Below are 24,152 nucleotides of genomic sequence, written 5' to 3'. Positions count from 1 at the left end.
TTTTAAAACATTCACTGTTAAAAATAGAAAACGTTCTATTGAATATTATATATTGAATTTAATACTTCAATTTGTTCGGGTCTGCCTAAAACAATAATTTTAGAATTTGGAGCCAAATCCAACTCTGCTTCCGGATTTACTATATATTCGCCGTTTTCATCTTTATAACCTATTATGGTACAACCTGTTTTTTTACGAAGGTCTAAATCTTTAATAGTTGTTATTGTTTGTTTACTAAATAGCTTTTCAACCGCTACTTCTTCAATGTTAATATTTGATTTACCTACAATTGAAAGATTATCTAAAAATTCCATTAAGCCAGGTACGACGACTAAAGATGCCATATGATCGCCACCAATTTTATCTGGTAAAATAACATTATTAGCTCCAGCGAATTTTAATTTATTATATGATGATTCATTAGACGCTCGACTGATGATATTTATATTTTTATTGATTTGTCTGGTTGACAGCACTACAAATAGGTTATCGGCATCGTTAGGTAGTGCCGAAATAAAACTAGAGGCACGATCAACACCTGCTTCCATTAATACTTCATCTTCATTTGCATTTCCTATAACATATGGAACACCATCTAATTTCAAACGTTCCTCCATGTCTTTATTTTTTTCGATAACAACAAACGATTTTTCATAAGCTAATAACTTTATTGCTGCTTGCTTACCATTTCTACCATAACCACAAATAACCACATGGTTTTTAAAACTATTAATCTCCTTTTGCATCTTTTTATATTTTAATTCTTCAAGATTATTTTTGCTTAAAATATATTCTGTAATTATAGAAAGTGCATAACCCATTATTATAACACTGGCTAATATTAAAAAAATAGTAAACACTTTAGAATTGTAATCTAACGGTACCACTTCACCAAAACCCACGGTAGTTAATGTAATTACCGTCATGTAAACAGAGTCAATCCAAGAATACTCTGAAATAAACCTATACCCTATAATACCAATAAACAATATAACAACTAGTAAAAAAACTGCTGTATAAATTTTGGTTTTAAAAAAATTAATAAGGGGGTTCATAATTTATAAATCGAAAACAGAAGAGCGTTTGGTGTAAATTAAATCTTTAATACGCATCCAAAATGCCAAAAACAAATACAAAGCAAAACCAAAACCAAGTGTTACGAAAGTTAAATACATAAACGAGGTTCGCACTACTTTTGCCCTAATACCCAGGCGCTCTGCTATACGCTGACACACATAATAGCCATGCTTCTGGAAAAATAATAAGGGTTTGTATATTCCGTTCATGCTGCAATTTAGTGTTAAGTTTAAAAGTTTAAAAGTTTATTTGTCTAAAAGTTATATGAAACTTTGTATTACCTAATAAGATGATTTCCAATAGTACATTGCAGGCATTTATTTTTAGAACAATATTCGGTTTTAAGTTGAATGAATGCTTGCGATTCTAATGATGAATTGGAAACTTTCTTCAAACCATTAAAAGCATCAACAATACTGTTTTTTTCTGAAGCTATAGTTGAAGCTATTTTTAGGATTACCGAATCTATATCTTGCCCTTTTTCTTTTGCATAACAAAATTTAATAGGCAGTAACGTATTGATAAGTAATAAATCTATAAACGATTTAGTAAGTGTTTTTGTAGATGTTTTAGATGTTTTTTGAAAGGTGTAATGTGAATTCCAAAACGATGTTGCCGACACTTTAAAAAGTTGATAGAAGTCTTCTAAATTTTCAGCTTCCATCGCATTTGAAAATAAGTTTTTATGTTCATGGTACAAACTTGCAAATTGCGAAAGTCTGATGGTTGGGAAATTGGGCGGACGCAATCTAAAAAATTGCAAGGGTGCTACGCTGCTATTTTCTAACTTAAATTTTTGCTTTAAAAAGTGATACTCTTTTTGTAAATCTAAATAATAAGCTATTTCTAAAGTGTCTTCCAACATACCTGCTTGACCAAAAAGTAAAGCTTCCAGTGTTTGTTGACTCGCTTGAGATTTTCTCACTATACCGAAATGGATGGATTTAGCTATACTGTAAAACGAATCCCCATTTACTTTGAGTCCGAAATTTTTAGCCAACATGATAAAAAACACAGCCTCCCAATCGTTTTTTGTTTCTTTTAAAAGGTTTTGAATAGTATCCGATTTACGCTCTAAACGTTCAAAATATAAACGTTCTAGCCAATTGGTTAATAAAAAATCTTCAACCGAAGCAAAATCGTTTTCACAATTAATCCATTTTTCATTTTTTGAAAAAAGTTTTTCATAATTAATTAAAACATCTTTACTGGTAAAATCTTTTAATTGCAACGTTGGTATTATGGTGTTATCACTTCTATATACATCGGTATCATATTCCCAAACCACATGTAGAATAATAGTGTCGTAAGCTTTGTCTTGTTCGTGGTTATGTATAAACCAATCTGAAGACTTCGCATGAATTTCCACATTACCAGCCCATATTTGTTCTCCTATTTTAAGCTGTGCATTAAAAAAATCAGGGCCTGAATTAAAATTATGTTGCCCCACTGAAGTAATTAAAATGCCTTCCCCTTGGGTTGTTTTTAAATCATTCAGCTTGATTTTTTTATATTTCCAGATGTAGTGTAAAAAATCTTCTTGCATGCACCTAAAGTAAAAAATAATTTGAAGCAAAATATACCCTCAAAAACTTTAAAGTTGTTAAATTTGAATAAACGCTTTATAATGGAAGAATTAACGCTTACCACACCTGCTGTACTATTTTCGGCCATATCACTAATCATGCTAGCTTATACCAATCGATTTTTAGCATATGCAGCCGTTATTAGAGACTTACATGCGAAATACCTTAAAAAAAAGGATAAAGTATTAATGGCTCAAATACAAAATATAAAACAACGCTTATATCTAACACGCTCTATGCAAATTTTTGGGATCTCTAGTTTGCTGCTATGTGTATTAACCATGTTTTTAATTTATATAAAACAACAAACTCTGGGCATTTGGGTATTTGGTGCGGCCCTTATTTTATTAATTATTTCTTTATCATTATTAATTATGGAAATTCAAATTTCCGTAAAAGCCTTAGAGCATCATATCAGTGATATAGAAAATAACGAAACCTTTTAAAATTAACATTGAAAAAAACCGAGCTAAACACCCGAATTGAATAATTAATGTTATAATAATACCCCGTAAAGAGTATTATGAACCAGTTAATAATATGGTTTATGTTAAACAGATTCCTGACTAATACTAATGAGCGGAATATTAACACTAGTTTCCAATCGTTTTACAAGATCTCTGTGGAATAAATTTTTCCATGCAACTCTTTTTTCACGTTCCAACATACCTAGAATACTCACCTCCTGATCTTTTAAATAATTTTTAAGCGTTTCGAAAACATCATTATTGTAAATTATTTTCAATTCCATATTTGATGAGGAAAATTGAGCATTAAGACTTTTTCTAAAGGCTTCTATTTTAGATATCGAGATTTTATCCTCTTTTTCTGAAACATGAATCACTTCTATCTTTGTTATAATAGAATCAAATAGGTCACAGATTTTTTTAATTGCAATAACATCTTCATCTGCAAGTGTTGTGGCATAAACCAAACTTTCGAATTTCTCAAGTTTTGATCCGTCAGGGACTGCAATTACTGGTATTTTTGATTTTGATATCAGCATTTTAGTGGTACTGCCCAAAAACAGTTCCTTGATAGGACTCATTCCTTTTACCCCTAAAACTAATAGTAAAGCCTGTGTGTTGTTGGCATAGTTAAGTATTTCATTTTCTACGTCTTCACCGCTTTTTACATCCAGAGTCACATTTTGTGAATTAAAATTGGTGCCTAAGTGCGTTGTACAGAATTCATTTAATAGTTTTTGATATGCTTTGCGAGCACCACTTTCAAAGTCTGAAAACTTAGGTTTTGGCACGTCACTGTTCCAGACAGTTGGATATTCTATAATATTTAATATTATTAATTCTGCATTTATCTTTTTGCTTAGTGCATAAGCGTATTTTAAAGCCGACACAGAATTACTAGAGTAATCTGTAGCACATATTATTTTTTTCATAAATACATGATTTAAAATTTATAGTAAGGTAAAGGTACAAGTTTAACTTAGTTTGAACCAATAATCATTATCATAAATAATTATATTTAACTTTAATTTAAATAAATTTCCAAAAAGTGTTTATATTAAAATCACAATATTTGCTATTTTAATATAATCTTTACGAAGGTTTGGAGTACTAAACTTCTTAATCATAGAAATTCAAATTTTCGTGAAAGCTTAGAACAACATATTAGTGATATTGAAAATAACGAAAACCTATAATAACTAGAATTCCACAACATGATTATTGACGTACATACACATATTAACAACTACCACGAAGATCGGGTCGTTTCATTAAATGATTGTCTTAATAAACTAACCGACACCATGTTGGAAAATAAGGTAGATTATTCTTTAGTGCTTTCATCATACAAAGTAAATGAACACAGACCAAGCACCAAGCAAGTGGTTGAAGCTATTAGCGGACGGAATAATTTGGGGGTTGTTGCTGGCATTAGTTATCTTAATTACAATTACCGCGATTTAAAAGAAATTAGTGAATATTTAGAATCGGGGCTTATTAAAGGCTTAAAGTTTTATCCTGGTTACGAACCTTTTTACCCAAATGATATTCGCTTAAAAGTGGTTTATGATATGGCTATCGAGTTTGATGTGCCAGTTATGTTCCATTCAGGTGATACTTATGCACCCACTGGAAAAATAAAATTCTCGCACCCTTTACATATTGATGATTTGGCAGTTGATTACCCCGATTTAAAAATCGTTATTTGCCATGTGGGTAACCCATGGATTAAAGATTGTATGGAAGTGGTTTACAAAAATAAAAACGTACATGCTGATATTTCTGGATTGGTGCTAGGTGATTTCTCCGATAAGTTTGAACGCTATATGAAAACCGAAATTGAAGAAATGATTACCTATGCCGGCGACCCAAAATACTTGCTTTATGGTACTGATTGGCCCATATCGAACATGAAATCTTATTTAAAGTTTATGAATCAATTAGAGCTCCCTGAAGAAAAAAAGGAATTGATTCTTTGGAAAAATGCCGCCGAGTTATTTAAAATTGATGTCAACAAATTTTAATGGAACTATTTAATTTTAATACACAAAAAGATATTACCCATTGGAAAACTATTAACGATGTGGTTATGGGTGGTAAGTCAAACAGTTTCTTTACTTTAAACGAGGCGGGCTTTGGGGTTTTTAGTGGGCAAGTGTCTTTAGAAAATAATGGTGGCTTTTCGATGCTGCAATATAATTTTGACAAAAAAAACACATCCACATTTACTAGAGCATGTATTACAGTTAAAGGAGATGGTAAAACCTATCAGTTTAGAATAAAAAGTAATGCTACCGATAAGCATTCCTATATAGCCATATTCGACACTATTTCAAACTGGACCACAATCGAAATTCCTTTGAACTCCATGTATCCTGCTTTTAGAGGCAATGTTTTAAATTTACCAAACTATTCTGGTGAACACATGGCACAGATTGCCTTTTTGATTGGAAATAAAAAAGAAGAAGTTTTTAAATTAGAAATTGATAGTATAATTCTTAAATAAAGCGGAGTCAAGTAATAAGTATTTATCTATCACTATCACAGCATCCAACACATCAAATTCACCAGCCCATCTGGCATAACATATAGTAAAATTGACGGTCTCGACTATGAGTAGTTGCGTGGTTTAGCACTTAACCTTACAAGTACACACCAAGCTAAAAATTTCAGAGAAAGAGAGACAAACAATTTATAATCATTGAGGTCAACAGTTTTAAATTTTTTCTTATTAGGTTTTTTGCTGTTTAGAAATAGGGAAACAATCTCAACCATATTTTATTAATTCTATAATAAAGATTATTATGTTTTTCGACTACAGCTTTTCTAATGTATTTCTTTTCAAATGATCTTGGAGAAATTTCAGGTGATTTTGAAATCAATTCTATAGTGTGATCTAATTTTGCAGAAAAAGTTCTTAGCTCTCTTTCCCTCTCTTTCCCTCCTATTATTTTCAAGGTATTCTATAGTTTCTTTAAGTTCAGATATTCATGGTCAGTCCACAATATTCTATAACCACTTTTCATAAATATCTTTTTCGCTTGAGTTAGAAGTCAGTTTTCTCCTTTTCTCGTAATTTCATTAATTTATCTATCAAGAGCTTATCATTCAATGTTGATAGCCATTGTATCAATTCAATTTTTTTATTTTCTAAACTTAAATCCATAATATCAAAATCACAAATTTAATCTTATCATTCTATTTTTACGCATCATTTTTAACTGGTTTCTCAACAAGTAAATAAAAAATAAGATTCCCTTTCATTAAACCATCTATAATTCTAACTTTGTTATCGAATGGGGTGCTTGTATTCAACAGGCTGAGAAGATACCCAAAAGCCGTTAAGGCTTGATACCTGATCTGGATAATGCCAGCGTAGGGATTTTATGGATGAAGCGTTATTGCTATAATTCCATTAAGTGGTTCGTCTCCTCAACGCATTCGTTAAAAACAACAAAACAAATGATGGAGGCTTTTTTTACACCAATAATTATCTTGCAATGGCTAGGTACAGCTTTCGGAATCACCCAAGTACTCCTAGCTAGAAAAAACAACATTAGTAATTACCTATTTGGTATCATCTCCATTCTTATTGGTATTTGGGTGTTGTATTACTCAAAGCTTTACGCCGACATTTTACTAAACCTTTATTATTTAGGTATGAGTATTTACGGGTGGTTCTACTGGAAATTTGGCAAGCAACACAAGGAAATACAAATTACCTACGCTAGTATTTTAGAACATGGTTATGCCATTGCTATTGTAATTGGTTGCTTCATTATCATATCCTATTGGCTTGTTTTCCATACAAATTCTGATGTTCCTTATTGGGATGCTTGCACCACGGCGTTTGCTTGGGCAGGTATGTGGCTTATGGCACGGCGTAAAATGGAAAATTGGATTTATTTGAATATTAGCAACATTATTTCCATTCCTTTACTTTTTTATAAAGAACTTTACATTTATGCTGGTCTAACCATTTTCTTGTTTGCGGTTGGCACATCGGGATATTTTAAATGGCGACATATTATATTAAATGAATCAAGAAATGAACACAGCACCGTCTAAACCTATAATTTTAGAAGCCCCTGTATTTTCACCTGAGGTGTTGAAATGGATTTCTGAGAATAATTTTTGGAGCCTTTGGGTACCAAAAACCTATAACGGATTGGAATCAACACTTACCGAAGGTTTACAAAAACTTCAAACTTTAGCAAAAACAGACGGTAGTTTGGGCTGGACAGTAACACTATGCAGTGGTGCCAACTATTTTATAGGCAATTTACAACCCGAAGCCGCTAATCATCTTTTCCTAACCTCAAATAAACCTGTATGTTTTGGTGGTAGTGGGGGTGTTTTTGGAAACGCTGAAAAACAAGGAGACAACTATACCATTTCTGGGGAATGGCATTATGCTACTGGTGCTCCTTACCTCAGCCATTTCACCTTGAATGCTAAAATTATGGCGGATGGTAAAGAGGTATTAAATGAAGATGACATGCCTTTAGTATACTCATTTGTGATTCCTAAAGAAGCTGTTACTATTATTGAAAACTGGAACACTATGGGTTTGAAAGCGACAGCAACACATTCCTTTAAAGTGGATGCTGTGGTGGTATCATCTAAATATGCATTTGTTTATAATACCTTTTATTTACCACAACCTATTTTTAAAATCCCATTTTCGGTGTTTGCCGATTTAACACTTTGGGTAAATTATATTGGTATGGCAGAACATTATTTGGAAGAAGCCTCAATCATTTTAGAAAAAGAAATATTAGAGCCATTTAATTCCCTATTAAATAAAATTAACCAACAAATTTATAAGTTTGCTGAAGATATTGAAGTTTGTACCAATAACGAAACAGTAATAACAGAAGCTTATATTGAAACTATACATGTAACAGCTTCCGCTTCGGTAAAGGATATATCGCATGCTATTTTAAATATACATCCATTTTTAGGTATCAAAGCGTGCAGCCAACAGCATGTTTTAAACAGGATTTTTAGAGATTATTTCACAGCTACACAGCATCATGTTTTTTCTGGGAGGTAGAAAGGTGTTTATGCAAGGGTTTTCCAAAATAAAATCAGAAGTTAACATTGATTTAAGCAAAACCAGAAATTTTCTATATACGATTTTATTCGTTTTTCACCACAGTACATCTTAAGTTCTTCATCTAGATTTTTTTCTTTTTAGTTTTTTTTTGTTTCATTAAGTTCTTTATGTGTTTTAAGAAATAAGTCGTCAAAATTTTTAACTCTGATGAAGTTTAGATACAATCCTCTTCCGATTCCATCTGGTAATACCAAAATGAATTTACGATTGTACTTTTTAATCCATTCATTAACCGTTGTTACAATAGAATAGAGTTTGCAAAGTTTGCTCTTTGTATGTTTTCCGGTTGTAAATTTGGCTAAAATTTTTAATTTGAAAGGTTCGTTGTAACGTCTAATTACTTTGTCTTTTTTATACATAATGTTTAAAATTATGTAACCTTTATTCAGGACAGGACAATTACTTATTTTACTTGAAGTAAGTATTATGAGATGGTTTCATACTTCGTTAAGACGTTTTAAAAAAGATATAGCACTTCGTCTACGCTCAGAAGTTATTCGAAACGTATAGCTTTTACTGGCGATATTTTGGTGATGATATAAGAGGGAACTAAAAGCATGAGCAAACACAGTAATAATGTACCTATATTTAAAACTATTATATAAGTGAAACTGATGTAAACAGGGGCTTCGGTAACGTAATACACACTAGGATCTAACGGGAATAATTTCAAGTATTTTTGCGCAAATAGTAAACCTAGACCTATCAGATTTCCCCAGAAAAGACCTAGTATTATTAGATAACTAGCGTTATATAAAAACAGTTTACGGATGCTCCAATTATTGCTCCCTAAAGCTTTTAACACACCTATCATCTGGGTGCGTTCTAATATTAAAACCAATAATGCAGTTATCATGTTTATGCCTGCTACCAAAATCATGATACCTATAATGCCATAAATATTTTTATCGAAAATACTTATCCACTCAAAAACGGAAGCGTATTTATTAGTAATAGTTTGAGAATCTAATAACGATGCTAAGTTTTTATGGATTTCAATGCCTTTTTGATCAAGTTTAGAATAATCATTAATAAACACTTCAAAATTTCCAATTTGATCTGCACTCCACTTATTAATACGCTGCATATGCCGAATATCGCCTACAAGATATTGGGCATCCAAATCCTGAAACCCCGAATTATATATACCCACAATTTTATAGGTAATGATGTTTGGCAGTTTTTCGGCATCGTCTTTGGGAAATACCATTTGAAAAGTATCACTTATTTTAAAACCTAACCTATTGGCTAGATATTGGGAAATTAAAACATTTTCGTTTCTATCTTGAGTGTAATCTGGCAAATTCCCCTCTATTAAAAACTCTTTGAAGTAAGTCCAATCATAATCAGAACCTACTCCTTTTAGGTAAGCGCCTTCAAAATCGGTTTCTGTTCTAATAACACCAAATCTTGAAGCCACTGCTTGAACGTGTTTTACACCTTCAACCGACTTAAACTCTGGATAAAAATCTTGTTTTTTAGATACAGGAAATAAACTTTCTTGTGAATTGTTGCTATCGTAATTAGTTATAGTAATATGCCCATTAAAGGCTACTACTTTATCGCGTATTTTTTGCTGTAAGCCAATACCTGTAGCAATGGCAACCATCATAACTACAATACCGATAGCAATTGCTGCTATACCAATTTTTATTATTGGAGCCGAAACACTACTTTTATACGCTTTACTACCAATAATGCGTTTAGCTAAAAAAAACTCGTAATTCAAAATATACTATGCGGTTTAAAGTTTTCAAAAATACAGTTTTATTATTTGTTTTAGGAATGATTTCTTGCGGAAACTTTTCGAAAAAGAAAGTTGATGGCTTGAAAACCGAATATAAAACACCTCAAACCAACACCCAGCAAGCAATAATTGTAGTTGGAGCCAATCAAACAGATGCGTATTTACCTTTATTGAAGGGGAAACGTGTAGGAGTTGTAGCGAATCAAACGAGTGTCATTTTTAAAGTGAAAAGTTCTTATACTCATTTAGTAGATTCATTGGTTTCTTTAAATATAAATGTAAAAACCGTATATGCGCCCGAACACGGGTTTAGAGGCACTGCTGATGCGGGCGAACATATTAAAGATGGGGTGGATACTAAAACGGGCGTACCCATTGTATCACTCTATGGGGATAATAAAAAACCCAAACCCGAACAACTTAAAAATATTGATATCATGATTTTCGATATCCAAGATGTAGGCGCGCGTTTTTACACCTACATTTCGTCGTTACATTACGTTATGGAAGCTTGCGCCGAAGCCAACATTCCTGTATTGATTTTAGACCGCCCCAACCCAAACGGGCATTATGTGGATGGCCCGATTTTAGAAATAGAACATAAAAGTTTTGTAGGCATGCACCCAATTCCTGTAGTTCATGGCATGACTATTGGTGAATACGCCACTATGATAAATGGCGAAAAATGGTTAAAAAACGGTGTTCAATGTGAATTAAAAATCATATCTATTAAAAATTATACACACCAAACAAACTACAGTTTACCTATAAAACCGAGTCCGAATTTACCAAACGATGCATCTATTAACCTATACCCAAGTTTATGTTTTTTTGAGGGCACAAATGTGAGTGTGGGTCGTGGTACCCATACACAGTTTCAAGTATTTGGTAGTCCATTTTTAGATAAAAGCATCTTCAAATACAGCTTTACTCCAAAACCTAACGAAGGTGCTAAATCCCCCCCAAATCAAGATAAAATATGTTATGGCATGGATTTATCTAATGAAAAAAAAATAACTGAGCTTAATTTGAACTGGCTGATTTCGGCTTATAAAAACACCATAAATAAAGCTGATTTTTTCAACTCTTTTTTCACAAAATTAGCGGGCACAAAAAAATTACAACAACAAATTGAAGCTGGTTTAACAGAAACCGAAATAAAAGCTTCATGGCAACAAGGATTGATTTCCTTTAAAAAAACTAGAAATAAATACTTAATTTACAAGTAATCACATATTTAATGAAACGAATTATTGCTTCTATAATGCTTCTTTTAAGCGCTATAGGATTTACACAAAACACCGAAAATCCTAGTCAAGTTAAAACAAAAGCCGCCAAAAAGCTTGCTAAAAAGTTTCTACGCAAACATGGTATTACTGGTATGGCTATCTCGGTATCTCAGCATGGTGAACTTATATGGTCTAAAGGGTTTGGTTATTCTAATAAAAAACAAAAAATACCTGTAAAACCAGATACTACTATCTTTAGAATTGCAAGTATTTCTAAATCTATAACAGCAGTTGCTTTAGCAAAATTAATTGATGATAAATTGATTGATTTAGATTCTAGCATCTACAATTTCATACCTGATTATCCAAAACAAATCTATGATATTACTGTGCGGCAACTTGGTGGTAATTTAGCTGGTATTAGGCATTATAAAAATAATATTGAGTATGCTCTTAACAAAAAAATGAGCATTACAGAAGGACTGGATTTATTTAAAAGCGACTCCCTATTATTTGAACCGGGTACACAATTTAATTACAGTTCTTTTGGATATGTTTTACTAAGCGAAGTAATGCAAAAAGCTACTCAAGTGCCTTTTAATACGTTTGTTTCCGATACTATTTTCACACCTTTAAACATGACGCATTCTATGATGGATGCCTCGGATGTTACAGTTCCTAACTGTACGCATTTTTACAAAAACTCCTTATTAAAAAAACATATACTTGCTAGTCCTGTTTGTAATGAATATAAAATTGCAGGTGGTGGCTTTTTATCTACCTCTGAAGACTTAATAAAATTTGGAAACGAACTCATTTCTCCCAAAATAGTATCTAAAGAAGCTCTTTCTGAAATTATAACGTCTCAACATTTAAAAACTGGAGAAAGAACAGGCTATGGTATTGGATTCTCGATTGAAACTTCAAAAAATAGCACCCCTAAATATTATCATACTGGAGGTGGTGTAGGTGCATCAACTATTTTAATGGTATATCCTGAAGAAGAACTTGTTATTACCGTTCTAACTAATACTACAGGTATTTCAATGCCCGATTTTGGAAATGAACTTGAAAAGGTTTTTATTGATTAGTAATCGTTGGCTTTCTATACTTTTGAAATGGTTGTTTTAGCAAATTTTTAATGTTGCTGTTTTCTTTTTCATCTGGAAACACATCAACACCATAAATTAATTGGTCTCTATCCAATTCCATGTAAGTTCCTAAAAGCCTGTCCCACACCGAAAAAATATTTCCATAGTTAGAATCGGTGTAAGGCAATTTATAATGATGGTGCACTTTATGCATATCGGGAGAAACTAATACATAACTTAATATAACATCAACTCTTCTGGGTAATTTTATGTTGGCATGGGTAAATTGCGTTGCAATTAATGACATAGATTGATATAACATTACAATACCAATTGGGGCTCCAATAATAACAACTCCTACAAGTGTAAAGATAAAACGAATAACGCTTTCCAATGGATGATGCCTATTAGCTGTAGTTGTATCTACTTTATGATCAGAATGATGTACCAAATGCACCATCCAAAGTACAGGTGTTTTATGCTCCAAATAATGCGGGAAATAAGCACCAAAAAAATCCATTAAAAACACACCTAAAACAATATATAACCACATGGGGATTTGGGGCAGCCAGTTAAGAATTCCGAAGTTATTTGCCATCACCCAATCGGCCGATTTTAACAACAAAAAAGCCAATGCAAAATTGATAATAATAGTAGTTATTGTGAAAAACATATTAGGAATGGCGTGTTGCCATTTTTTATAATTGAATTTAAATAACGGAACTGCTCCTTCTAAAAGCCAGAAAAAAGTTAAGCCACCAACTAAAATTAAGCTTCGGTGTGAAGATGGGATCGTTTCAAAATAATTTAAAAAAGTTTCCAATAGGTTCGCTTTTGTTTTTTTTAAATATAATGAAAAAAGGCTGAAACTTTGTAAGATGCAAATTACAGAGCCTCAAAGTACCAAAGTTAAAAGTGCTTCATACTAAACTGTTACTATTAAAAAACAGCCAAATATTGGAATTTGTTTTTTTAGAATTTTATAATTTAATGCGCTTCTTCATTTCCTCAACTATATTATAAGCAGCAGGACAAATAGCCACATTTTTTATAGTTAAGTTAGAAATTTGCTGAAACTTTTTCCTATCGGTATGTGGAAACTCGCGACAGGCTTTTGGGCGTACTTCATAGATTGAACAATAATTGTCAGCTCCTAAAAAAGTACAGGGTACACTTTGCAACACGTAATCGTTATCTTCATCAATATGCAAGTACTGGTTGATAAACTGCTGGGTTTTCATTTTAAAGTGTTTTGCAATACGTTCCACGTCTTTATCGGTAAACAATGGCCCAGTGGTTTTACAGCAATTAGCACACTCCAAACAATCCGTTTTTTTAAACTCGGCATCATGTAAATCTTGCATCACATAATCCAAATTCTTGGGTGGTTTACTTTTTAGCTTTGCGAAGAATTTTTTATTCTCGTTATGCTTATCTTTGGCGAGCTTTGGAAGGTTTTTTATGAATTCTTGCATGGTGCAAAAATAGTATTTTCGTCATTACGAAGAAAGAATGACTGAAGTAATCTTCAAAATTGAAACCCTAAATTAAAAGATTGCTACGACTTGAAAAAGTCTCGCAATGACGTAAAAATCATGAAAGATTTATTTGGAAAAGCCTTATTAGATTACCAAAACGGAAATTATACCGAAGATATCATCACGTCTACCAATATTTCAGATGAAGACGACTTGCCGCTACCCTACTTATTTCGTGGTTTTAGTGAGATGCCAAAGCTTGAAAAAAAAGCATTAAAATTAGCAAAAGGGACTATTCTAGATGTAGGTTGCGGTGCAGGAAGTCATTCTTTGTATTTACAAGAAAAAGGCTTTCAGGTAAAGGCTATAGACATCTCAAAAGGCGCTATTGAAGTTACTAAACTACGTGGTGTTTTACAGGCTGAAGTAAAAGATATTTTAGACGAAAAAGAAACCTTTGATACTATTTTATTATTGATGAATGGCACAGGTATTTTTCAGGAATTAGTAGAAGTTTCAAAATACTTATCCCATTTAAAAAACTTGTTAAAACCTAATGGACAAATTTTAATTGATTCGTCCGACATTAAATACATGTACGAAGATGAAGATGGAGGTGTTTGGATAGATATGAACTCTACATACCATGGTGAACTCGATTATTTTTTAAGTTATAAAGATGACGAAGAAGACCCTATGAAATGGTTGTATTTAGATTTTGAAAAATTACAATTAGCTTGCGAAACCGTTGGATTGAAATGTGAATTGGTTGTCGAAGGGGAGCATTTTGATTATTTGGCTAGATTAATTCCTGCCTTTCAACCTAGTTCAAGATAAACTACGGAAGGGATATTATTAATTTCTAGCAACTCAAAAACTTTAATAAATGTGTCATTGCGAGGAATGAAGCAATCTCACAGAGCTATTAATCTATTTTAATAAACAGATTGCTTCGTTCCTCGCAATGACTTCTAACAATTACATCATAAGATTCCTGATTTTTACAGGAATTTTAGAAATCAAACTTATAAGTAGCCCCCGCTAAAAACTGAGCAGATTGTACTGGAAAATTTTGCCATTTTTGATAGCCTTCATTCGACATATTATTTGCTTTTGCAAATATGGAAAGTTGGTCGTTTACATGGTAACCAACATGGGCATTGGCATCAAAATAACTATCTAAAGTAACTGTTGTGGGTGTTGTAGTTGTTAAAAAGAATTGATCTTTACGCTCCCCTACATAAAACAAATTAGCTCCAGCAAACCATTTTTCGCTTATTTGATAATCTAAAAACAAAGAACCTTTAAAATCTGGTAAATTCCACGCTTCAGCTTCGTCATCGCTTGTATAGCTAAATGTTTCAGCTTTTAAAGCTAATTTGAAATTTCTATTTACATCGACATTTATTTCACCCGAAACTCCCCAAGTTTTTACGTTATCATATACAATTCCAAAGGAATTACCATACGAGTAATCTTGAGTTGTTAATGTGATTTCGTTATTTCTGAACAAGGCTTTACTTCTATCGGCTAAATAACGTCCACTAATGTTATAACTAACATTGCTAGTTACTTTCCCTTTTAAACCTACATAAGCATTATACAGTTGGTCGGTTGGCGTAATAAACAAGGTTGGAGACACAAATGGGTTTTCGTTTGCAAAACCGTAATACGAATTCTGAATCAAATCACCTTGAATACCACCATAAGCAATTAAAACATCATTTACCAATCTATAGGTTGCAGTTACATTTGGGTACAAATAAATTTTACTATCATTCGCTTCATTATCTCTCATATAAAATAACGACACGCCCAAATTTAAGGTTAGGTCGTCTTGTTTTAATTCATAGGTTGGTGAGATACCTACTTGAATATTTCCGTAATTTAACTCAGTATTCACATTATATGCTCTATCAAAACTTCCGCCTAAATAATCAATAACCACATCTGTAGATATTTCATAATCATTGATAGGTATATCAACTTTTCCTTTAAAGGTGAATCGGTTTTCTGCTGAACCTTGATTATCGCCAAAGCGTCTAAAAAGGAAACTTGCCGAATTTATATAAGTATCTTCAAAAGAGACATCGCCTCCTAAATGTGCATTGAAAAAAGAATGATCTACTTGAATATTATTAGTTTGTGAAATGGCTATTTGCGATTCAGGAACTCCGTACCAATTATACCTTTGATATCCAACACCACCTTCAACATTCCAGGCCAAATCTCTTAAACGCGACGAATAATTTACATTTGCTTTTGAATCTAGAAAATCATCATCATAAGATAACCCTTCGATACCACCTCCAGAAGAATGATGACTAACATAACCTCCGACACTTTCGGTACGGCTAATGGCATGATTCAAATAAACTTCACCTAAAATGGTGGTATAAGTACCAACACCTAAAGTAGCATAGTTATCATATAATTTTATAGGCTTAGCCTTATCCACAACAGCCGCTTTACCTTTTGCTGGTGTAAATGTGGATGCTACTGGAAATGAAAATATGTTGTATTTAATCTCTTTTTTTGCTTGAGTAGTTTCATCGTTTAACGAGGGTACTTCCTTTAACTTAAAAGCATCCGATATGGTTGGTACATACGGTTTTACAACATCAATAACTCCTGTATTAATAGTGTCTGTAGTTTTCTTTTGTGAAAACACAAGAGTTACACTAAGTGTGAAAACGGCTAATATGATATTTTTTATGTGCTTACGCATACTTTTATATTTACGATTTTTGAATTACGATTGACAATTTATTACTGAGGTCTCGACTGCGCTCGACCAGACAAACTAACGATTTACGATTTACGAATTTTGAATTTTTGATACTTTCAACTTCTAATATTCAACTTTTAATTTTAATTACCTGCTTGTACAGACGAATTGGTTTTGGCCTCTTGTGCTTTTATTTTACTTAATTCTGCTTTTGCTTCTGTAACCACATCATTAAATTCTGTAAAATTTTGAATGACACTTTCTAAAATATAAGTGGCTTGAAATGCATCTTTTAAGGCATAAAAATTCTTTGCCATAAGCACTAATCCTTTAGCACTATAATATTTGTAACCTGAAAAATCTTTTGCTAATTTTTGAACTGCTGTATTTGAGGCTTCATATTTAGTTTCTTTATTTTTAAAATAGGCGTTATAGTATAAAGCTTCTGCCGCTGTTTCACCTGTTGCCACGGTTTCTACTTTTGCATAGGCTTCTTTAGCTTTGGTTTCATTATTAGTTTTTATAGCAGAACGTGCTATGATGACATTCGCATCGGCTTTAATTTTATTATCAATAGTTGAATTAGCTAATACTTTTTCAGCATAAGAAACTGCCTTATTATAACTTTCCAATTGGTAATTCGCTTTCATTAAGTTAGACTGAGCAAATACCACATTTTGAGGAAAATTAGCCTCGTCTTCCAAACGTTCTAACAACGGAATGGCTTTATTCCAATCTTTCTTTTCTAAATAGAACTGCGATAAACGTGATAAAGCTTCCTCACTAAATTCACTTCTTGAAGTTTCTACTACATATTTGTAATGTGGTGCTGCATTATCCATCAACCCTTTTTTATAATACATTTGAGCTATATAAAAATGTGATTGTAATGCATGCAACCCATTTGGGAATTGGTTTAAATAACCATTAAACTGTGTAATAGCTCTATCTGTATTATTATCTAAATATTGTTTTTCAGCAGCTTCGTAAGTGGCGTTGTCCAAATCAGCATCGGTAACCTCTACATATTTTAAGGTTTTTACCCAAGTAGCATATTCACTAACACGCCCTAAATCAATATAAATTAAACGCGCTGTTGATACCGCCTGAACCGCTTCTGGTGTGTCTGGATATTCGCCCGCTACTTGCTTAAACTTACTTAATGCCTGCTCATTTTTACTACCGTTATAATACACCAACCCTTGACGCAATAATGCTTTTGGAACAAACGAACTCATTTTGTATTCAGCACTCAAGCGGTTGTATATTTGAATGGCCTTATCGCTATCTCCTGCTTTTACGTAGGTATTACCCAACTCGTACATGGCATCATCACGAAGTTTCGATTTTTGATACTCCAAAATAAATTGTTCTAATTCCTTAATTTTTTTAGAATCTTGCCCCACATAACCAGCGCTTATCGCTTTTTGAAAAAAGGCATAATCGGACTCAACAGCACTTAATTTAATAGCGTTTTCATAAGCAGTTATAGCATTTTTATACTCACTCGACACAAAATAGGCATCACCTAAACGCAAGTAAGCATCATTCAATCGTACGTTATCATTCTTTTTGTTTGAAGCAATGAATTGATTGAAATAATGAGCTGTTTGTGAATACTTTTTTAATTTAAAATAAGTGTAAGCTAAATTATAATCTATGTTTTTATGTTCGGGTGTAGATGAGGCCCCTGATTGTTGCTGAAATTGTTTAAAACTAATTAAAGCATCATTATAATTGGTTAAATTATAATCTGTTTCTGCTTTCCAAAATGTTGCTCTTACTGTAAAATTAGCATCACGAGGTTCTTTTAAAGATGCCTCAAAAAGATTTTTAGCTTCTATGAAATTACTTTCATTATATAATTCCAACCCTCTATAAAATGCTACTTTTTGGTAAGCTACTTTATTATCAAAACTCTTTTTACCATCCAATAATTTTAGTGCTTCTTTATAGTTTTTAGAAGTGATATACGAATCTATCAATAAGGTTTCAATTTCTTCTTTAAAAGTTGATTTAGGATATTTTTCTAAATAAGTCGCTAATACTTGTGGTGCCGATTGGTATGGGTTTCCAATTTCGTAACTAATTTTCGCATAGTTTAACCAGGCATCTTCTTGAATTTTTAAATCGAAATCCATTTCAGAAGCATTTCTAAAGGCATTTAATGCTTCTTGTTTTTTGTTCAATTTAATATAACTTTCACCTAAATGGTAATACGCATTTTGTGCAATGGAGTTTGTGCCTCCAATAATTTTATTGAATTCTGAAATCGCTTTTTCATAATTACCCTGTTTATAATGCGCATAGCCCAACTGATAAAAATCGGTATTACTCCATTTCCCGTTCTTACCTTTGTAAGCTTCTAAATACGGAATGGCTTCGGCGTACTGCTTTAAATTAAAATAGCTTTCGCCTATAATTTTTGAAAGCTCTGATACTTCATTTTTATCACTACTCTTCAATTTCGCTTTAGCAAGTTCAATCGCTTTTTCAAAATTTCCTAATTTAAAATTTAAATCAGCTTGATAATAAGACAGTTTTTCTTTGTACTGTTCTTGGTTGCTTACTTGTTCAAAATACTTGTTAGCATTCTCATAATCATCTCCTTCATAAGCCATAAAACCAATGTAATATTTGGCTTGTGACCCGTATTGTTTCGAATTTTCAACTCGAGTTAAATATTGTTTAGCTTCTTTATATTGTTTACTTGAAAATGCTGAATACCCATTATTGAAATAAAATTTTTCTTTTTCATTTCTTCCCAATCCGCTTTCATCCACTTTATCGTACCATTTTCTGGCATAAGCATATTTACCGTTGACAAAATAATACTCGGCAACATCAACATAAGCGGTATTACGCTTCGTACTTGTTGGGTAGTCCTTCACAAAATTCTCTACCAATTGATCTGCATTTTGCTGATTTAAACGCACCGCACAATTGGCTATATAATAAGCGCAATCGGACAACAAAACCGTTTCTTTAGTGTCTTTTTTTACACTTCCAAATAAAGATTGTGCAGCAAGATATTGCTGATTATTGTAAAGCGACAAGGCTTTTTGGTACTCTGCTAAATTACTTGTGTAAGTGGCCGACTGTTGCGCCCATATTTGAAAGCTAAAACATATGGCCACCAAAAGGGAAACACTATTTTTTATAGTCATTAACGATTCATTTTTTAATTTAAAATCAAAGATAATTCAATATAAATCTTATAACGCAACAATCGTGCTATAATTATAAACCGAGTTATTAAAAGTTGAAAAAATGCTTGTTTGATGATTGACAACCCTAGGATAGGACATAAATAAAATCATCAAATCACTAAGGTTTATAAATTTTGTATTCAGCTTTAAACCTCAGAAACTTTACTGCTTTGAAACTTTTTACCTTTTAACTTTCAACTTTCAACTTTTATATAATACTTTTACAACACAAAACTTATTATCATATGCCTACTCCTATTTTACAATTAAAAGATGTTTCTATATATCAAGGTGATAGCCTGATACTTTCTAAGGTGAATGTTGAAATTAACAAAGGTGATTTTGTATATTTAATTGGAAAAACGGGTACTGGAAAAAGTAGTTTTATGAAAACACTTTACGGCGATTTACCTTTAACCGAAGGCGAAGGGCATATTGTAGATTTCGATTTAAAAACACTTAAAGAAAATGATATTCCTTATTTAAGACGTAAATTAGGCGTGGTTTTTCAAGATTTTAAATTATTATCAGACAGCACTATAAACGAAAATTTATTATTTGTTTTAAGAGCTACTGGTTGGAAAGATAAAAACGAAATGAACAGCCGTGTTGAAGAAGTTTTAAATAAAGTAGACATGAAAACCAAAGGGTTTAAATATCCTCACGAACTTTCAGGAGGCGAGCAACAACGTGTTGCTATTGCCAGGGCTTTATTAAACAACCCAGAGCTTATTTTAGCTGATGAACCTACTGGAAATTTAGACCCACAAACCAGTATTGAAGTTATGGAGGTTTTACAAGAAATAAACAAGAATGGCAACACCATTTTAATGGCTACCCACGATTATGCTTTGCTTTTAAAATACCCAAGTAAAACGTTGAAATGTGATGATAGTCAGGTTTTTGAGGTGGTGCAGAGGAAAGGGTAATTTATGTACAGATTTCTTAAAAAGAATATCAAATCACTTATTCCAAAAGAGTTTTTATTTAAAAATGAATTGCTTCTCCGCAAGTTCTATGCTGTTTTTTATTTAGGAAATAAGCATGAATGTAATGTATGTAACAAAAGGCTTAGGAAATTTATTTCATTAGAAAGCAACGATTTACTATGTCCGTTTTGCGGAAGTTTATCGCGTAATAGAAGGCTTTGGGATTTACTTAATAAGGATGGCAACATAAAAGGAAAAACACTTCACTTTTCACCTTCAAGAAGCCTATATAGAAACTTGAAAAAAATAAAATCTATTGATTATTACAGTAGCGATTTTGAAAATGAGTTTTTAGCTGATTATCAATTTGATATCACAAATATTAATCAAGAACCTGAAAAATTTGACACAATTATTTGTTATCATATATTAGAACACATAATTGATGACAAAAAAGCAATGACTGAGCTTTACAGAGTTCTAAAACCCAATGGAAGAATTTATATTCAGACACCATATAAAAATGGTGATATTTATGAGGATTATTCTATTGTTTCTCTTGAAGATAGACTAAAACATTTTGGTCAAGAAGACCATGTAAGAGTTTATTCGATTGAAGGTTTAAAAAGTCGATTAGAGAATATAAGTTTTAATGTTTGTATAAGAACATTTAATAATACGACCGATGGTTATTTTGGTTTTAAATCGCCTGAAACTGTTTTAATAGCTACGAAATAATTAAAACTGTTTATTTTTATTATAAACATGAGGGTTTTTACGAATGCCTTTTTTAAAAATTTTTCGTACTATCATTCTTAAATTAGCATCTAAGTCTAATACTATATTTTTAAAAATATCTTCTGGTCTTCCTCTAAATTTAGTAACATGAAATTTACCGGTTTCCTTCAATGCTTCATCACTAAAATAATAATTTGAAATACAACATCTGCTTTTATCAACAATTACCTTATTTACCGAATGCCAAGAAGTATCGTGAGTTGCCATTACAACCAGTCGATTGAATTTGCTTTCTATTAAAACAGGTGCTTTTTTAGGTCCGTTAGACCATAATTCAAGATGCCCCCCATTTTCTTTATCCCAATTAGGTGTCACATAATACAATAAGTTAAGTACACGCCAACGTTCACGTTCAGCATCATGGGAATTGTCTATATGTGGATTTAGAAAGTTATTTTTACCCATTAAAGAAAGGCCTCCTGCATACAAAGATTCATCAGCATACAGCGACTTCATTTCGCAAATATCACTAATTAAATTTATCACTTTTTTATCTTGAAATGCATAAATAACCTCCTCCAAAAGTTTATTATGCTTATCCATTTGAGCAGATACACATTTATACTCACGAATACTTTTTAAAACACGCATTTCAGATTTATCTGGAAATACATCGAAACAGGAGTGAGCTAAATCTAAAGGGAATAAATCATCAATATAAAAAAAACCTATTTGATTTTTTGATGCTAAATAAGACACTTTAAGTTGGTCTTTTATACTATCAATTTTATTAAATATCAAATTTGAAATCTCTTTGGATGTTAAACCATTCATAAACCAATTATTATTCATTTATTCATTGCAATTTATAACCTTTTAATCTTAAAGTTAAATTAAACATTTTAAAAATGTATTTTTAGCCTTTATTTAGAATCTTGGATGCTATCTATTTTAATCCCAACTTATAATTACAATATTGTTCCTTTAGTTAAAGAAGTTTTTGAACAGGTTTCAAAATGCAATATTACGTTCGAAATTTTAGTTTACGACGACGGTTCAAATTCTAAACTAAATACTAAAAACCAAAATATTAACTTTTTTCAAAACTGCTTTTTTAAGGAACTACCCACTAATATAGGTAGAAGCTCCATTAGAAATTTACTTGGTACTCATGCAAAATATGAAACTTTATTATTTATTGATGCGGGAACTTTTCCAAAGGAAGAAAATTTTATAAAAAATTATATTTCTATACTCGATAAGGAACTAATTATTGGTGGCATGACCCATAAAAAAAAACCAGTTAAAAAACCTTACAAATTAAGATGGCTCTACACCAAAAAAAGAGAGACCAAAAAAGGGTTACATTCATCAAACTTTTTAATTAAAAAAAGCGTATTTGAATTAAATTTATTTGATGAATCATTAAAAAAATATGGTTGTGAAGATGTACTGTTTTTCGATAATTTCACAAAAAAAAATATCGAGATTCTTAAAATAAACAATCCTGTTATTCATGCTGCTGATGATGATGCGGATACCTTTATTAAAAAAACTGAGCAGGCTATCGAAAATTTAATTAAATTAACATCACTAAAAAAAATAGGCATAAGTCACTACAGATTATTCTCCAAATACCCATTAATAGAAAAATTACAATTAACTCATTTAATGATTAAATTATTCTATTTATTAAAACCAATGCTTGTTAAAAATTTTAACTCATCATACCCTATATTATTACTATTCGATTTTTACCGGTTGGGTTATTTTTGCATCTTAAAAAAAAATAAAAAATAATGCCTTATTTTTCTGTAATAATTCCATTATACAACAAAGAAAACTATGTAAATAAAACTTTGCAAAGTATTCTAAGCCAAACATTCACAGACTTTGAGATTATTATTATTAATGACGGAAGCACCGATAATAGTATTGAAGAAGTTAAAAAAACAAATGACCCCCGTATTAAACTATATAACCAAACAAACCAAGGATTATCCGGTGCTAGAAATTCTGGAATAAAAAAAGCAACTGCAAATTACATTGCTTTTATTGATGCTGATGATTTTTGGTTACCACATCATTTAGAACAACTACACAACCTTATTAATAACTATCCTGACAAAGGACTATACTGTACTGGATATACAATACAAAAATCTACTTCTGTTTTTCATAGAGCACATTTTAATGAATTACAGGAAAATTTTAAAGGTATAGTTCCTTGTTTTTTTAAACACTCATTACAAAATTGTGTAGCATGGGTTTCTGCGATTTGTATTCCAAAAGATGTTTTTAATGATATCGGCTATTTTGACCTTGAAATTTTTTCTGAACAAGACATTGACTTATACATTAGAATAGCAACAAAATACGAAGTTGCTTTAGATAACACTTCTGTTAGCGCTATTTATAACAGAACTATGGAAGACGGTATTTCAAATGCTTTATTCAAAAAAAATATTCCAAAATTTGTTTTTACTTATAAAAACATTGAAAAAAATCACCCTGCTTTAAAAAAATATATTGATTATAACAGGTTCTCATTAGCTGTAAGTTTTAAACTTGCTTCAAATAATAAATTAAGTAAAATTCTTATTGAGGATATCAATTTTAACAACTTAAATTCATTTCAAAAATTACTGATTTATTTACCCAACCCTATTATTAAATTCTTGTTTTTCATTAAGAATAAACTTAATCTAAACGCTTTGTTTATCTTTAAACCAAAAACAGTTAACTACTAGTAGA

At 31.6% G+C, this 24,152-nt stretch carries 23 protein-coding genes and 1 riboswitch; of the genes, 12 read left to right on the top strand and 11 right to left on the bottom strand.

What is annotated here, in order from left to right:
* Positions 1-35: 35 nt before the first annotated feature.
* The 3 genes from QLS71_RS12605 to QLS71_RS12595 all read right to left on the bottom strand — a co-directional run bounded on the left by QLS71_RS12605 (position 36) and on the right by QLS71_RS12595 (position 2,623).
* Positions 36-1,055: a potassium channel protein gene (locus QLS71_RS12605; RefSeq protein ID WP_308990837.1), complete on the bottom strand. Its 1,020-nt coding sequence runs from the start codon at positions 1,053-1,055 to the stop codon at positions 36-38.
* A gap of 3 nt (positions 1,056-1,058) precedes the next feature.
* The gene (locus tag QLS71_RS12600) at positions 1,059-1,286 is read right to left on the bottom strand and encodes a PspC domain-containing protein (protein WP_308990838.1); all 228 of its coding nucleotides are present in this window, start codon (positions 1,284-1,286) and stop codon (positions 1,059-1,061) included.
* Positions 1,287-1,354: 68 nt separating this feature from the next.
* Positions 1,355-2,623 (bottom strand): DUF2851 family protein, encoded by a 1,269-nt coding sequence (locus QLS71_RS12595; RefSeq protein WP_308990839.1) that lies wholly within the window; start codon positions 2,621-2,623, stop codon positions 1,355-1,357.
* Between the two features lie 81 nt (positions 2,624-2,704).
* On the opposite strand from QLS71_RS12595, the gene QLS71_RS12590 reads away from it, so the two are divergent.
* Positions 2,705-3,109 carry a DUF2721 domain-containing protein gene (locus QLS71_RS12590; RefSeq protein WP_308990840.1) on the top strand — a complete coding sequence of 135 codons (405 nt, stop codon included), beginning with the start codon at positions 2,705-2,707 and terminating at the stop codon, positions 3,107-3,109.
* A gap of 104 nt (positions 3,110-3,213) precedes the next feature.
* Here QLS71_RS12590 and QLS71_RS12585 read toward each other — a convergent pair whose 3' ends face one another.
* Entirely contained in the window at positions 3,214-4,062 is an 849-nt protein-coding gene (locus tag QLS71_RS12585) for a universal stress protein (protein ID WP_308990841.1), read from the bottom strand.
* A 282-nt stretch (positions 4,063-4,344) separates the two neighbouring features.
* Between QLS71_RS12585 and QLS71_RS12580 the strand changes: the two genes are divergently transcribed.
* The 4 genes from QLS71_RS12580 (at position 4,345) to QLS71_RS12565 (ending at position 8,186) form a co-directional block, all read left to right on the top strand.
* Entirely contained in the window at positions 4,345-5,154 is an 810-nt protein-coding gene (locus tag QLS71_RS12580) for an amidohydrolase family protein (protein WP_308990842.1), read from the top strand.
* Positions 5,154-5,636 (top strand): CIA30 family protein, encoded by a 483-nt coding sequence (locus QLS71_RS12575; protein ID WP_308990843.1) that lies wholly within the window; start codon positions 5,154-5,156, stop codon positions 5,634-5,636. The genes QLS71_RS12580 and QLS71_RS12575 overlap by 1 nt, the downstream gene beginning before the upstream one ends.
* A gap of 781 nt (positions 5,637-6,417) precedes the next feature.
* Positions 6,418-6,529, top strand: a riboswitch (TPP riboswitch).
* A 63-nt stretch (positions 6,530-6,592) separates the two neighbouring features.
* Positions 6,593-7,198 carry a nicotinamide riboside transporter PnuC gene (pnuC, locus tag QLS71_RS12570; protein ID WP_308990844.1) on the top strand — a complete coding sequence of 202 codons (606 nt, stop codon included), beginning with the start codon at positions 6,593-6,595 and terminating at the stop codon, positions 7,196-7,198.
* A complete protein-coding gene (locus QLS71_RS12565) occupies positions 7,179-8,186 on the top strand; it encodes an acyl-CoA dehydrogenase (RefSeq protein ID WP_308990845.1) in 1,008 nt (335 codons plus the stop codon). Before pnuC ends, QLS71_RS12565 begins: the two co-directional genes overlap by 20 nt.
* A gap of 140 nt (positions 8,187-8,326) precedes the next feature.
* Here QLS71_RS12565 and QLS71_RS12560 read toward each other — a convergent pair whose 3' ends face one another.
* Together QLS71_RS12560 and QLS71_RS12555 are read right to left on the bottom strand one after the other, a co-directional pair.
* Entirely contained in the window at positions 8,327-8,608 is a 282-nt protein-coding gene (locus tag QLS71_RS12560; protein WP_308990846.1) for a transposase, read from the bottom strand.
* Positions 8,609-8,742: 134 nt separating this feature from the next.
* A complete protein-coding gene (locus tag QLS71_RS12555) occupies positions 8,743-9,978 on the bottom strand; it encodes an FtsX-like permease family protein (protein WP_308990847.1) in 1,236 nt (411 codons plus the stop codon).
* Between the two features lie 8 nt (positions 9,979-9,986).
* Between QLS71_RS12555 and QLS71_RS12550 the strand changes: the two genes are divergently transcribed.
* Both QLS71_RS12550 and QLS71_RS12545 read left to right on the top strand, forming a co-directional pair.
* Positions 9,987-11,225, top strand: a complete 1,239-nt coding sequence (locus tag QLS71_RS12550; RefSeq protein ID WP_308990848.1) for a DUF1343 domain-containing protein — start codon at positions 9,987-9,989, stop codon at positions 11,223-11,225.
* Positions 11,226-11,236: 11 nt separating this feature from the next.
* Positions 11,237-12,316: a serine hydrolase domain-containing protein gene (locus QLS71_RS12545; protein ID WP_308990849.1), complete on the top strand. Its 1,080-nt coding sequence runs from the start codon at positions 11,237-11,239 to the stop codon at positions 12,314-12,316.
* Here the strand turns inward: QLS71_RS12545 and QLS71_RS12540 are convergent.
* A complete protein-coding gene (locus tag QLS71_RS12540; RefSeq protein WP_308990850.1) occupies positions 12,306-13,139 on the bottom strand; it encodes a sterol desaturase family protein in 834 nt (277 codons plus the stop codon). The genes QLS71_RS12545 and QLS71_RS12540 overlap by 11 nt on opposite strands.
* Positions 13,140-13,296: 157 nt before the next feature.
* Positions 13,297-13,791: a YkgJ family cysteine cluster protein gene (locus QLS71_RS12535; RefSeq protein ID WP_308990851.1), complete on the bottom strand. Its 495-nt coding sequence runs from the start codon at positions 13,789-13,791 to the stop codon at positions 13,297-13,299.
* Between the two features lie 120 nt (positions 13,792-13,911).
* Between QLS71_RS12535 and QLS71_RS12530 the strand changes: the two genes are divergently transcribed.
* Positions 13,912-14,631: a methyltransferase domain-containing protein gene (locus tag QLS71_RS12530; RefSeq protein ID WP_308990852.1), complete on the top strand. Its 720-nt coding sequence runs from the start codon at positions 13,912-13,914 to the stop codon at positions 14,629-14,631.
* Positions 14,632-14,806: 175 nt separating this feature from the next.
* Here QLS71_RS12530 and QLS71_RS12525 read toward each other — a convergent pair whose 3' ends face one another.
* Together QLS71_RS12525 and QLS71_RS12520 are read right to left on the bottom strand one after the other, a co-directional pair.
* Positions 14,807-16,522, bottom strand: a complete 1,716-nt coding sequence (locus QLS71_RS12525) for a TonB-dependent receptor (RefSeq protein WP_308990853.1) — start codon at positions 16,520-16,522, stop codon at positions 14,807-14,809.
* 143 nt (positions 16,523-16,665) lie between these two features.
* Positions 16,666-19,689, bottom strand: a complete 3,024-nt coding sequence (locus tag QLS71_RS12520) for a tetratricopeptide repeat protein (RefSeq protein WP_308990854.1) — start codon at positions 19,687-19,689, stop codon at positions 16,666-16,668.
* A gap of 287 nt (positions 19,690-19,976) precedes the next feature.
* On the opposite strand from QLS71_RS12520, the gene QLS71_RS12515 reads away from it, so the two are divergent.
* Together QLS71_RS12515 and QLS71_RS12510 are read left to right on the top strand one after the other, a co-directional pair.
* Positions 19,977-20,660: an ATP-binding cassette domain-containing protein gene (locus QLS71_RS12515; RefSeq protein WP_308990855.1), complete on the top strand. Its 684-nt coding sequence runs from the start codon at positions 19,977-19,979 to the stop codon at positions 20,658-20,660.
* 3 nt (positions 20,661-20,663) lie between these two features.
* Entirely contained in the window at positions 20,664-21,398 is a 735-nt protein-coding gene (locus QLS71_RS12510; RefSeq protein ID WP_308990856.1) for a class I SAM-dependent methyltransferase, read from the top strand.
* Here QLS71_RS12510 and QLS71_RS12505 read toward each other — a convergent pair whose 3' ends face one another.
* Positions 21,399-22,250, bottom strand: coding sequence for a 2OG-Fe(II) oxygenase (locus QLS71_RS12505; RefSeq protein WP_308990857.1), 852 nt, complete (start codon positions 22,248-22,250; stop codon positions 21,399-21,401).
* An 87-nt stretch (positions 22,251-22,337) separates the two neighbouring features.
* Here QLS71_RS12505 and QLS71_RS12500 point away from each other — a divergent pair, with 87 nt between their 5' ends.
* Together QLS71_RS12500 and QLS71_RS12495 are read left to right on the top strand one after the other, a co-directional pair.
* Positions 22,338-23,198, top strand: coding sequence for a glycosyltransferase (locus QLS71_RS12500; protein WP_308990858.1), 861 nt, complete (start codon positions 22,338-22,340; stop codon positions 23,196-23,198).
* The gene (locus tag QLS71_RS12495; RefSeq protein WP_308990859.1) at positions 23,198-24,148 is read left to right on the top strand and encodes a glycosyltransferase family 2 protein; all 951 of its coding nucleotides are present in this window, start codon (positions 23,198-23,200) and stop codon (positions 24,146-24,148) included. The genes QLS71_RS12500 and QLS71_RS12495 overlap by 1 nt, the downstream gene beginning before the upstream one ends.
* Positions 24,149-24,152 lie beyond the last annotated feature (4 nt).

The organism is Mariniflexile litorale (assembly GCF_031128465.2).
Taxonomy (GTDB): domain Bacteria; phylum Bacteroidota; class Bacteroidia; order Flavobacteriales; family Flavobacteriaceae; genus Mariniflexile; species Mariniflexile litorale.
Note: the sequence above shows the minus strand (reverse complement) of the source record. Positions and strands in the feature narration are given on the sequence as shown.

Bases quoted from the DNA above. Each gene is read 5' to 3' on its own strand.
- QLS71_RS12605 (WP_308990837.1), bottom strand. From the start codon at position 1,055: ATGAACCCCCTTATTAATTTTTTTAAAACCAAAATTTATACAGCAGTT.
- QLS71_RS12600 (WP_308990838.1), bottom strand. From the start codon at position 1,286: ATGAACGGAATATACAAACCCTTATTATTTTTCCAGAAGCATGGCTAT.
- QLS71_RS12595 (WP_308990839.1), bottom strand. From the start codon at position 2,623: ATGCAAGAAGATTTTTTACACTACATCTGGAAATATAAAAAAATCAAG.
- QLS71_RS12590 (WP_308990840.1), top strand. From the start codon at position 2,705: ATGGAAGAATTAACGCTTACCACACCTGCTGTACTATTTTCGGCCATA.
- QLS71_RS12585 (WP_308990841.1), bottom strand. From the start codon at position 4,062: ATGAAAAAAATAATATGTGCTACAGATTACTCTAGTAATTCTGTGTCG.
- QLS71_RS12580 (WP_308990842.1), top strand. From the start codon at position 4,345: ATGATTATTGACGTACATACACATATTAACAACTACCACGAAGATCGG.
- QLS71_RS12575 (WP_308990843.1), top strand. From the start codon at position 5,154: ATGGAACTATTTAATTTTAATACACAAAAAGATATTACCCATTGGAAA.
- pnuC (WP_308990844.1), top strand. From the start codon at position 6,593: ATGATGGAGGCTTTTTTTACACCAATAATTATCTTGCAATGGCTAGGT.
- QLS71_RS12565 (WP_308990845.1), top strand. From the start codon at position 7,179: ATGAACACAGCACCGTCTAAACCTATAATTTTAGAAGCCCCTGTATTT.
- QLS71_RS12560 (WP_308990846.1), bottom strand. From the start codon at position 8,608: ATGTATAAAAAAGACAAAGTAATTAGACGTTACAACGAACCTTTCAAA.
- QLS71_RS12550 (WP_308990848.1), top strand. From the start codon at position 9,987: ATGCGGTTTAAAGTTTTCAAAAATACAGTTTTATTATTTGTTTTAGGA.
- QLS71_RS12545 (WP_308990849.1), top strand. From the start codon at position 11,237: ATGAAACGAATTATTGCTTCTATAATGCTTCTTTTAAGCGCTATAGGA.
- QLS71_RS12535 (WP_308990851.1), bottom strand. From the start codon at position 13,791: ATGCAAGAATTCATAAAAAACCTTCCAAAGCTCGCCAAAGATAAGCAT.
- QLS71_RS12530 (WP_308990852.1), top strand. From the start codon at position 13,912: ATGAAAGATTTATTTGGAAAAGCCTTATTAGATTACCAAAACGGAAAT.
- QLS71_RS12525 (WP_308990853.1), bottom strand. From the start codon at position 16,522: ATGCGTAAGCACATAAAAAATATCATATTAGCCGTTTTCACACTTAGT.
- QLS71_RS12520 (WP_308990854.1), bottom strand. From the start codon at position 19,689: ATGACTATAAAAAATAGTGTTTCCCTTTTGGTGGCCATATGTTTTAGC.
- QLS71_RS12515 (WP_308990855.1), top strand. From the start codon at position 19,977: ATGCCTACTCCTATTTTACAATTAAAAGATGTTTCTATATATCAAGGT.
- QLS71_RS12510 (WP_308990856.1), top strand. From the start codon at position 20,664: ATGTACAGATTTCTTAAAAAGAATATCAAATCACTTATTCCAAAAGAG.
- QLS71_RS12505 (WP_308990857.1), bottom strand. From the start codon at position 22,250: ATGAATAATAATTGGTTTATGAATGGTTTAACATCCAAAGAGATTTCA.
- QLS71_RS12500 (WP_308990858.1), top strand. From the start codon at position 22,338: ATGCTATCTATTTTAATCCCAACTTATAATTACAATATTGTTCCTTTA.
- QLS71_RS12495 (WP_308990859.1), top strand. From the start codon at position 23,198: ATGCCTTATTTTTCTGTAATAATTCCATTATACAACAAAGAAAACTAT.